A 9,074-nucleotide genomic window follows, 5' to 3' on the forward strand; every position below is an offset into this window, starting at 1 on the left:
CGCGTCATTCGCATAAGATATATTATGGAACCTAACCCGCAGCGGACGCGGGCCGCTGGAGGCCACCCCGCCGTACTGGTTCAGGTTGCTGAAGCCGATACCCGTTCGATACCCACGGTGAGCACCAGCCCGTCATAGGCCGGCTCGACCTGCGGCGGCAGACGGCGTGCCAGCTGATCGTAATCGACGTCCGTGTGGAGATTGGTCAGGAACGCCCGCTCGGGTTTGACTTGCTCGATCAGGCCAAGCGCATCCGCGACCGTGAAATGGGTCGGGTGCGGCGGCGTATACCGGAGCGCGTCGATGACGAGCAGCTCGAGCCCGCGAAGTTCGTCCAGGGCACGCTGCGGTATGTGGCTCACATCGGGCACGTAAGCGAAGCGGCCAAAGCGGAATCCGAGGGCCTCGGTGCGGCCATGCATCACCGTGAACGGCATGGCGTCGAGAGTTCCGCCCGGTCCATCAAGGACGACCAACTCGCCGGCGACCAGCGGCCGAGCCTCCAGGATCGGCCAGTAATCGCTCTCTTCGGGGGTCGAGAAGCAGTAGCCGAACCGTGTGGTGAGCGATGTTTCGGTTGCCGGATCCATATAGACCGGCACCCGGCGGCGCATGACACCGGCAATCGGCCTAAGGTCGTCGATCCCATGGGTGTGGTCGGCATGGTCATGGGTGAAGAGCACTGCGTCGAGGCGCTTCACCTCGGCGTCGAGAAGCTGGTCCCTCAAGTCCGGAGACGTGTCCACGAGAACCGTCGTCGCGCCGCTCGGCCCAAGAAGCTCGACCAGAATGGAGCACCGGCGACGGCGATTCCGGGGATTGGATGGGTCGCACTCGCCCCAGCCGGTTCCGACCCGTGGAACGCCACCCGACGAGCCGCACCCCAGAATTGTGACCTTGAGTTGTCTCATGCCACGGCAGCTTGCTTCGGCCGGTCTATCAAGGCCGCCTTCGCGAACAGCCGGTAGAAATTGTCAGTCGTGATCCGCGCGATCTCTTCGGGAGTGACGCCGATCGTGGAAGCGAGAACCCGAGCCGTATCAGCAACATAGGCGGGCTCGTTCACACGTCCGCGATGCGGCACCGGCGCCAGAAATGGCGCGTCGGTCTCAACCAGGAGCCGCTCCCGCGGGGTATTCCGGGCAATCTCCCGCAGGTCCTCCGACTTCCGGAATGTCAGGATGCCGGAAAACGAGAGATAGAACCCGAGCTCGACACCGACCCGCGCCAGTTCGGGACCCGACGAAAAGCAATGCAGAACAGCACTGTAGGCGCCCTTGCTCATCTCCTCTCGGAGGATGCGGATCATGTCCTGGTCGGCGTCCCGAGCATGGATCACGAGGGGGAGGCGGGTCTCGCGGGCAGCGGCAATGTGGGTTCGAAACACCCTTTCCTGCACGTCGCGGGGTGAATGGTCATAGAAGAAGTCGAGACCCGCCTCCCCGATCGCGATGCAGCGCGGATGCTCCGAGAGTGCCACGATCCTCTCGACCGGGACGTCGGGCTCCGCCGCGGCTTGGTGCGGATGAGTGCCGACGGTGCAGAAGACAGCAGCATTCGCCTCCGCGATAGCGCGGTATCGCTCGTAGCGCTCGACATGAGTCGAGATCGTCACCATCCGTCCGACACCCGCCGCCTCGGCAGCGGCCAGTACGGCAGGTAGCCGCTCCGAGAAGTCGGGGAAATCGAGGTGACAGTGGCTGTCGATCAGCATCTCTTGCGATCTACTCTCATGCTCTGGCGGGGCCGGGGCTCCAAGGCTTGGCCATGTCAAGTTTCTTCTGCTTCCACCCAACGCGGGAAGATCGGCTGGGGTGCCGGAAGCGGCAGTTCGGGCGCGAGGCGGTTGCTTGGCCCAACTCGATCGATCGAGCGCTCGGCCTCCGGTACGGCAAGCAGATCGAGCAGCTTCGCGGCTGCCCCCGGAATGAAGGGTTGGATCAGGATGCCGATTGCCCGCAGGATCTCGGCAGTCACGTAGAGCACCGTCGCCATCCGGGCCGGATCGCTCTTCCGGAGCACCCACGGCTCCTGTGATGCGAAGTAGCGGTTGGCCTCGGCGACGACGCCCCAGATTTCCGCCAGAGCCGTATGAAGGGCGAATCCCTCCATGGCCACCCTCGCCTTCCGGGGCAATGCGTCGGCCACCCGGAGGATCTCTTCATCGGCCGGCGTCAGATTTCCCGGCGACGGGACTGCCGCATTGCAGTTCTTCGCGATCATGGACAGCGAGCGCTGCGCGAGATTCCCGAGATCGTTCGCGAGATCCGCATTGATGCGGTTCACGATCGCCTCATGCGAGTAATTGCCGTCCTGGCCGAACGGAACCTCGCGCATCAGGAAGTAACGGAGCTGATCGATGCCGTAGGTGTCGGATAGCGCGAAAGGGTCGATCACGTTGCCGACCGACTTCGACATCTTCTCTCCGCGGTTGAACAGGAATCCGTGTCCAAAGACGCGCCGCGGAAGCTCGAGACCGGCGGACATCAGGAAGGCCGGCCAATACACCGTATGGAAGCGGACGATGTCCTTCCCGATCACGTGTACATCCGCGGGCCAGTAGCGCCAGCGCGGATCCGCCTCGTTCGGGAACCCGGCACCCGTAAGATAGTTCGTGAGCGCGTCGACCCACACATACATCACGTGGCCGGGAGCATCCGGGACCGGAACGCCCCAGGTCAGTGACGTGCGGGAGATCGACAGATCCTGCAATCCGCCCTTCACGAAGCTTACGATCTCGTTCTTGCGAGTCTCGGGCGAGATGAAATCGGGCACGGCCTCATAGAGCTTCAGCAGGCGGTTCTGATAGGCCGAGAGGCGAAAGAAATACGTCTGTTCCTCGGTCCACTCGACCGGGGTTCCCTGCGGGCCGATCCGCGTTCCGTCCGCGGACAGTGTGGTCTCCGCCTCGTCGTAGAAGGCCTCGTCGCGCACGGAGTACCAGCCCGCATAGGTGCCGAGATAAATGTCGCCAGCGGCCGCCATCCGCTTCCAGATCGCCTGCGAGGCGGCGTAATGGGCGGGCTCGGTGGTGCGGATGAAGCGATCGCGCGAGACGGCGAGGCGATCGCACATGGCCTCGAAAAGCGGCACGTTCCGGTCGGACAGTTGTGCCGGCGTCAAGCCTTCCTTGGCGGCCGTCTGCGTCATCTTCAGGCCGTGCTCGTCGACGCCCGTCATGAAGAACACATCGTAGCCGTCGAGCCGCTTGAACCGGGCGATTGCGTCGGTCGCGACAGCCTCATAGGCGTGTCCGATATGCGGAGCACCGTTCGGATACGAGATCGCCGTTGTGATGTAGAAGCTCTTGCGGTCGGGCATGGTGTCCTCGAGACAGTCCTGATCTGTCCGGCGGGCTCAGCCTGTGCGCCTGATCGCGTCGGCCAGGTCGTCGAACAACGACAGGACCAAGGGGCGGCGGTCGAGATTATAGATGTCGATCTCGCGCGCCGTGCGGGCGACCTTCTCACACACCTCTACCAGTGGCGCAAGGCGAGCTGCGCCCGCCCCTGCCCCCATCCGGATCCGCTCGCCGATCCACCGGTCCACCGTATCGAGGGCCAGCTCGTAGAGCGGCCCGGCATCCTTTCGGGCGAGATCCTCCGCGAGGCCGAGGACGGCCCGGTCGTCGACGGAAGGCAGTGCATCCAGCGCCGCGGTGACACGTGCTGCCAGTTCGATCCGATCCCGTTCCAGGAGTTCGAGCGTCCGACGCACCGACCCGTCGCCGAGGCGAACCGCTCCGGCGAGCAGTTCCTCCTCGATCTCGCTCCAGGGCGGGCCCAGCGAACCGATCACGGCCCGGATATGCGGCTCGTCGAGCGGCCGCAGCAGCAGGCGACGGCAGCGGGATCGGATCGTCGGGAGGAGACGCTGCGGCGCGTGGCTGACGATCAGGAAGAGCGTATGAGGCGGCGGCTCCTCGACGACCTTCAGGAGCGCATTGGCACTCGCGGCGTTGAGATCCTCCGCGCTGTCGACGATGCAGACGCGATGGCCGCCATCGGCCGCCGTTCGCTCGAAAACGGTGCGGGCGCGACGCACGGCGTCCACGTTGATGATGGCCGAAGCCGGCTTGCGCTCGCTCGGGGGCTGGCGCCGCAGCACGACGAGGTTCGGGTGGGACAGCGCCCCGACCTGGCGGGCGACGGTCGAATCCGCCGGCAGATCGAGATCCGCAACCCGGGCACCCTCCCCCGGACGGAGCGCCAGGACCCGCCGTGCGACCCGGTAGGCGAGCGTGGCTTTGCCAATTCCTGCAGGGCCGCCGATCAGCCAGGCATGATGAAGGCGGCTGCTTCTGATCGCCTCGACAAAGGCATTCTCTGCATCAGCATGCCCGACGAGCCGAAATTGCTCCCGCGGGTGTGGCGTTCCCTCGAACCGGTCCGGCTCGATGCTCTCGGGCTCAGCCATGGGCAACGTGCTCGCGAGGGGCGGCGAGATCCGGGAGGCGGGTCCGAACCACGTCCCAGATCTCCTTCTCGACAGTGTCGGGATCGCGCGATCCGTCGATCACGGCGCAGCGTTGTGGCGCGGCTTTCGCCACGTCCAGGAATGCCTGGCGGAGTGCGGCATGAAACGCGGCGCCCTCGCCTTCGAACCGGTCGGCTCGCGCATCCCCCCGACGGTCGACGGCTCGGGACATCCCGATGCTTTCGGGAAGGTCGAGAATCAGGGTCAGGACCGGCTCCGTTCCGGCGAGCACGACGCGCTCGACCGCGTCGAGAAGATCCGGTTCCAGGGCTCCTGCCGCGCCCTGATAGGCACGCGTCGAGTCCGAGAAACGGTCGCTCAGCACGATACGACCCGCGGCGAGCGCCGGGCGGATCGTCTTCTCGAGGTGATCCAGACGGGCTGCCGAGAACAAAATCGTCTCCGCAAACGTTCCGAGTGCCTTGGCCCGGCCGCTCAGGAGAAATTCGCGAATCCGTTCCGCGCGTTCGGAACCGCCGGGCTCGCGGGTCACGAGCACGGAATGGCCCTGCGCCTCGAGGCGCCGGCGGAGGCGTTCGATTTGGGTCGACTTCCCTGCCCCCTCCCCGCCTTCGAAGGTGATGAAAGCGCCCGGCATCAGCCCCGATCGGTGACCGCGATGAAGGCGCGCCGGATCCAGCCGGTCCCGACCTCGAGCAGGCCATCGAATGCACGCTGGCTCAGCGTGCCGACGGCAACATCCTCGCCCGCATAGAGCGGGATATCGAGCGCCTGGATATCACCCCGCGCCACTTGCAGGTGGGCGACCTTGTCTCCGGCCTTGATCGGCGCGCGCAGCGGACCCGTGTAGACGATGCGCGCCACGATCCTGTCGCCCGAGCCGCGCGGCAGCAGCACCTGCACCGGCCTAAGGGAAACAAGCGGAAGAGAGCGGCGGTCGCCGCCGAACACCTGCGCCTCTCCAACGGTCTCACCTGCCGCGAATAGTTGGCGCGCTTCGAAGGCGCGGAACCCCCATTCCAGCAACTTCCGGGATTCGTTCGCCCGATCGCGAGCGCTCTTGAGGCCATTGACGACGAGTACGAGGCGTTGGCCGTTCTGTACGGCCGATGCGGTCAATCCATAGCCCGACTCGTCGATGTTTCCGGTCTTCAAACCGTCCGCGCCGATATCCATGGCGAGGAGCGGGTTGCGATTCTGCTGGCGAATCCGATTCCAGGTGAACTCGCGCTCGCCGAATATCTTGTAGAGATCCGGGTAGGTCTCGATGATGTGAATCGCGAGCTTCGCGAGATCCCGGGCAGTGACCTTCTGCTCCGGGTGACCGTATCCGGTGGCATTACGAAAGGTCGACCGCGTCATCCCGAGTTCACGGGCGCGCTCCGTCATCATCCGGGCGAAGTTCTCCTCGGTTCCGGCAATTCCCTCCGCCACGGCGATAGCTGCGTCGTTACCGGATTGCACGATGATGCCGCGCAGGAGATCCGACAATTTGATCGTGCTGTGCACTTGGGCGAACATTGCAGATCCGCCAGACGCGGCGCCGCCCTTGCGCCACGCGTTCTCCGAAATGGTGAATTCCGAGTCGAGCGACAGACGCCCTTCCTGGATCTCGTGAAAAATGACCTCCACCGTCATGGTCTTCGCCATGCTGGCAGGTGCCATGAGATCATCGGCATTCTTCTCGAAAAGGACGGTCCCGCTGTCCGCATCGACCAAGATGGCCTGCTGTGCAGTCGTCTGGAACGACTGGGCCCGAGCAACCTCGGGGTCGAAAAAAGCAAGCACGCAAAGTATTGCGACCGCGGCCCCTGCCGCCGGTCGAAAGAGCAACTTGAACAGAAACATGGCCACACTCGCACCCGACGAGGCGGAATTTGTGGCCCCGCGCGGGAGAGGTCAACGCCCCGGTTGACCTCCCGCCGGACCTATCCGCTCAATAAAGGCCGGCGAATGTGGAGCGGCGGATCGTCATCTCGGCCAGCGGACGGACGGCCGGCGCCGGTTTCGCGGCACTCCGGACGGTGCCAAGATCAAATGGACGCTCGGGCGGCAAGGGAACGGAACTCCGGGCCGCAACTGTCATCGGGTCCGACACCGGCGCCTGCCGTACCGAGAGCGACTGGAACGCCAAGGCAGCGCCGGGGACATTCGGTCGCGGCGCGGCATCTGCGACCATGGTCCCGGACGATTGGAGCATCGCCGGGCTTCCGTCGGTCCGCAAGCTGGCGAGAAGCATGCGATCGTCGCTCCCCTGCAACCCGGCCGGCCCGACATATTCGACACGCACCCGTGCGGTTCCTTTCCGGTAGAAATCCAGGACCTCGGCCGTCCTTTGAGAGACGTCGATGACCCGGTTGTCGTGGAACGGCCCCCGATCGTTTACGCGTACGATGATCGATCGGCCGTTCTCGGTATTCGTCACGCGAGCATAGCTCGGTAGCGGCATCGTGGTATGCGCCGCCGCAATGGCACGGCGATCGAAGATCTCACCATTGGCCGTCAGGCGGCCGTGAAAATCGCTCCCGTACCAGGATGCTAGGCCCTCATTGACCCGGGAGGGCTTCTCCTGCGGTACGTAGGTACGGCCCGCGACGACATAGGGCTTGCCGACCTGCCGACGCCCTCCCCCTTTCGGGACGGGTTCGCCATCGGCGACCACCCGTGGGCTGGGCGCAACACCGTATTTCGAATCGATGCCACCGCCGCCGAACTTCTGCTGGGAGCAGTTGGCGACAATGAGCGCGATGCCCGCCACCGTCGCGAGGCGCAGAAGGCGCGCGGCGAAAAGACTCGATTCCGCCGTAGCAATACGGCGGCAAACTCGGTTGTCCGTCAGCATGCGATCCTGCTCTTGTGCTCGCGGTTTCCCGCTGGTCCTGTCGCAGGGACGAGGAGCCCCTCGCCAATCTGCACCGTCCGGGTAAATGAAAGGTTAGCAGTGGAGCGGGTGTCAATTCTCGCCGGGCCACCACCCGCTTCGAGGGAAAGCGGCAAAAACCGCGCTATTACAAAGATTTAGCGGGTCGACCCCGATCGAGTTATCCCCAGGCACAGATCCGTTTTTCAGGGGTCTGTTGCCCTACGGCCACGCCTCTCTTCCGGGCAGGTCCTCGGGCAAACCCGTCCGGCGACATTCCCGGAAAGCCGGGCAGTGTTGCGTGCCGGACGCAGGTATGAAGCGTCAAGGGGTTGGCCATGGCCCGGAACCGTCCGTTCTCCGTTTGGGCCCAGGTTCTCCTCATCTCGCACAGGCCCTCCGGTTCGTTCCCGGAATCCCCCCGTTGATGAGAGGGTTCCCGCGTGAGACTATCCCACTGCCCCAGAGGCGCCCCCACCACCTCAACGATGTTAGACCAGACGGCTTGACGCTGCGTGCTGGCGCGTTTTCGCGCCCAGTGTCGGCACGAGCCGGAATTCTGCCGACCCGGCCTGCAAGCCGGGGTGGCTTCCGATTGACCAAGCAAGGGAGAGGCCCATGAAGACCACTTCTCTGCAATCCTTCGTCAGCAAGCGCTCGGCCGCCGGCCGAGTTGGGTTCGGGGACCTCCGTCGGCTGCAGCGGGATGTCCTGCCGGAGGGGCCGAGGAGTCGTGAGGACATCGATGCGCTCATTGCGTTGGACAGGGTTCTGGAGCGGTTCGACGATGGCTGGCCCGGATATCTCGAGGCGTCAGTGACGGGTTTCGTGGTCTCGGCGGCGGGTCCGACGGGTTGCCTCGATCGCGGAACCGAGGGCTGGCTCGCCACCGCCCTGTCATCCGCGCGTCCGGAAACCGCCCAGGCGATCGCACGGGCCGTTCTCCTCGAGGTCCGGAGCCAAGGCGATGCGCTGCGTGGGATCGCGAAGCCCGCCGCTAAGCGGCGGGCGAAGGTGATGGCATCGGCGACCGGGCTCACCTCCCGCAAGCGCAGCAAGGTGGTAGAGCCTCCGACGAGCGTGTCGGGCTCCATCTCCTTCCAATGGGGCGAGATCCGCATGAGCAGCCCCGTGCCGCCGCAGTCGGAGCTTCCCGACGAGAAGATCCGGAGCGACAGCGCGCTCCGCTCCTCAAGCGCCGGCGAAAGTTGACGAGATGATGGGCGCGGCCATACAGAGCGCCATGAGGTGGTGATGCGGGAGCGATCCGTTCCTCGATTTGGCTCGCACGTCACGAATTTGTGGCTGCAAGAGCCTGGAAGGGTGGCCGAGTGGTTTAAGGCAGCGGTCTTGAAAACCGCCGTGGGTGCAAGCCCACCGTGGGTTCGAATCCCACCCCTTCCGCCAAATACTGAGCCCAGCCGCCTGATATTACTTATCGCCTGCCACGGTCCGGCCGCCTTTGCTCTCCCAACACGCCTCGACCGACTGCCACGCATCGAGAACGGCGTTGCGAGCGGTCGATGCCTCCTCATCCGTTCCAGCGGTCAATAAATCTGATGCGCTCGCCTGCAATTTGCTGAGCGCCTGCTCTTGCGATGACGCCATAGGCAGTTCAGTCAGGTGGGCAAGCGCCGTTCGGACTATGCTGGCGCGGGGAAAATCTTCGACTCCCTCGCTCATGGCTTGACGTATCTGCCCCAGCCACCACTCGCGATCGTCCATTTTGCCGTCAGGTTGCATGCTCACCTCGCCTTGCATGCTGATGGTAGAAGAG

At 64.7% G+C, this 9,074-nt stretch carries 9 protein-coding genes and 1 tRNA gene; 2 read left to right on the forward strand and 8 right to left on the reverse strand.

What is annotated here, in order from left to right; all coding sequences use genetic code 11:
* Positions 1 to 80: 80 nt before the first annotated feature.
* The 7 genes from BN1233_RS10025 to BN1233_RS10055 form a co-directional block, all read right to left on the reverse strand.
* On the reverse strand, positions 81 to 911 hold the full coding sequence (locus BN1233_RS10025; protein WP_046863433.1) for an MBL fold metallo-hydrolase: 831 nt from the start codon (positions 909 to 911) through the stop codon (positions 81 to 83).
* The gene (locus tag BN1233_RS10030) at positions 908 to 1,714 is read right to left on the reverse strand and encodes a TatD family hydrolase (protein WP_046863434.1); all 807 of its coding nucleotides are present in this window, start codon (positions 1,712 to 1,714) and stop codon (positions 908 to 910) included. Before BN1233_RS10030 ends, BN1233_RS10025 begins: the two co-directional genes overlap by 4 nt.
* Before the next feature lie 56 nt (positions 1,715 to 1,770).
* Entirely contained in the window at positions 1,771 to 3,321 is a 1,551-nt protein-coding gene (metG, locus tag BN1233_RS10035; RefSeq protein ID WP_046863435.1) for a methionine--tRNA ligase, read from the reverse strand.
* Positions 3,322 to 3,357: 36 nt separating this feature from the next.
* Positions 3,358 to 4,416, reverse strand: a complete 1,059-nt coding sequence (locus BN1233_RS10040; protein WP_046863436.1) for a DNA polymerase III subunit delta' — start codon at positions 4,414 to 4,416, stop codon at positions 3,358 to 3,360.
* A complete protein-coding gene (tmk, locus tag BN1233_RS10045) occupies positions 4,409 to 5,074 on the reverse strand; it encodes a dTMP kinase (protein WP_046863437.1) in 666 nt (221 codons plus the stop codon). The genes BN1233_RS10040 and tmk overlap by 8 nt, the downstream gene beginning before the upstream one ends.
* Positions 5,074 to 6,285 (reverse strand): D-alanyl-D-alanine carboxypeptidase family protein, encoded by a 1,212-nt coding sequence (locus BN1233_RS10050; RefSeq protein WP_082145340.1) that lies wholly within the window; start codon positions 6,283 to 6,285, stop codon positions 5,074 to 5,076. The genes tmk and BN1233_RS10050 overlap by 1 nt, the downstream gene beginning before the upstream one ends.
* A gap of 88 nt (positions 6,286 to 6,373) precedes the next feature.
* Positions 6,374 to 7,279, reverse strand: a complete 906-nt coding sequence (locus BN1233_RS10055) for a septal ring lytic transglycosylase RlpA family protein (protein WP_052763745.1) — start codon at positions 7,277 to 7,279, stop codon at positions 6,374 to 6,376.
* Between the two features lie 636 nt (positions 7,280 to 7,915).
* Between BN1233_RS10055 and BN1233_RS42730 the strand changes: the two genes are divergently transcribed.
* Together BN1233_RS42730 and BN1233_RS10065 are read left to right on the forward strand one after the other, a co-directional pair.
* A complete protein-coding gene (locus BN1233_RS42730; protein WP_048707653.1) occupies positions 7,916 to 8,509 on the forward strand; it encodes a hypothetical protein in 594 nt (197 codons plus the stop codon).
* Positions 8,510 to 8,614: 105 nt separating this feature from the next.
* Positions 8,615 to 8,704: transfer RNA gene (locus BN1233_RS10065), tRNA-Ser, on the forward strand.
* A gap of 24 nt (positions 8,705 to 8,728) precedes the next feature.
* Here the strand turns inward: BN1233_RS10065 and BN1233_RS10070 are convergent.
* A partial coding sequence (locus tag BN1233_RS10070) for a hypothetical protein (protein WP_210168212.1) occupies positions 8,729 to 9,074 on the reverse strand: 346 nt, incomplete at its 5' end.

Source organism: Microvirga massiliensis (assembly GCF_001006805.1).
In the GTDB taxonomy this organism is placed as follows: domain Bacteria; phylum Pseudomonadota; class Alphaproteobacteria; order Rhizobiales; family Beijerinckiaceae; genus Microvirga; species Microvirga massiliensis.